The sequence below is a fragment of the Anaerotignum faecicola genome (genome assembly GCA_024460105.1).
Classification (GTDB): domain Bacteria; phylum Bacillota; class Clostridia; order Lachnospirales; family Anaerotignaceae; genus JANFXS01.
Genome location: JANFXS010000268.1, coordinates 1 through 457, shown reverse-complemented (window position 1 = coordinate 457; position 457 = coordinate 1). Strand labels below are relative to the sequence as shown.

Annotated in this window: 1 protein-coding gene; it reads right to left on the bottom strand. The window is 51.0% G+C overall.

The window, feature by feature from the left end; translation table 11 throughout:
* Positions 1-457 (bottom strand): metallophosphoesterase (locus tag NE664_13895; GenBank protein ID MCQ4727726.1); only part of this gene is annotated, 457 nt, incomplete at both ends.

Below are 457 nucleotides of genomic sequence, written 5' to 3'. Positions count from 1 at the left end.
CTTCCATCATGGAATCCATATAGCTGCCGAAAAAGAGCTCTGCTCCCTTTTCTTTCCAAAGCTTCCAGCCGGGTGTATCTGCAATTTCCTTTTCCGGCTTTGTCATACCGGCAAAGTAATTCCGGTTCATCTCCACGGCCAGTTCCGTCATCTGCGCCCGCTCTTCCTCTGATACACTCAGTGCTTCCAGCTCCTTCTTCATCTTTTTTCGCGTGCACTCGTCAAAATACGCCTGGGACAGTTCTTCGAAATTCTCAAAATCCCCGGCAATACCGGATTTTTCCCGATCCCATCGCCCGACATGCACCTTCCGGGTTTCATACGATGTGCTTCCATCTGAACCAACGGTTAAAACACCATACCGGTTCGGGGCCACGGTAAGGGAGCCGGTTGCAATGTCATAGAGCCCTCCGTTCTCCGCAATATGCTGGATATGGACATGGCCGCTTACGTTTAG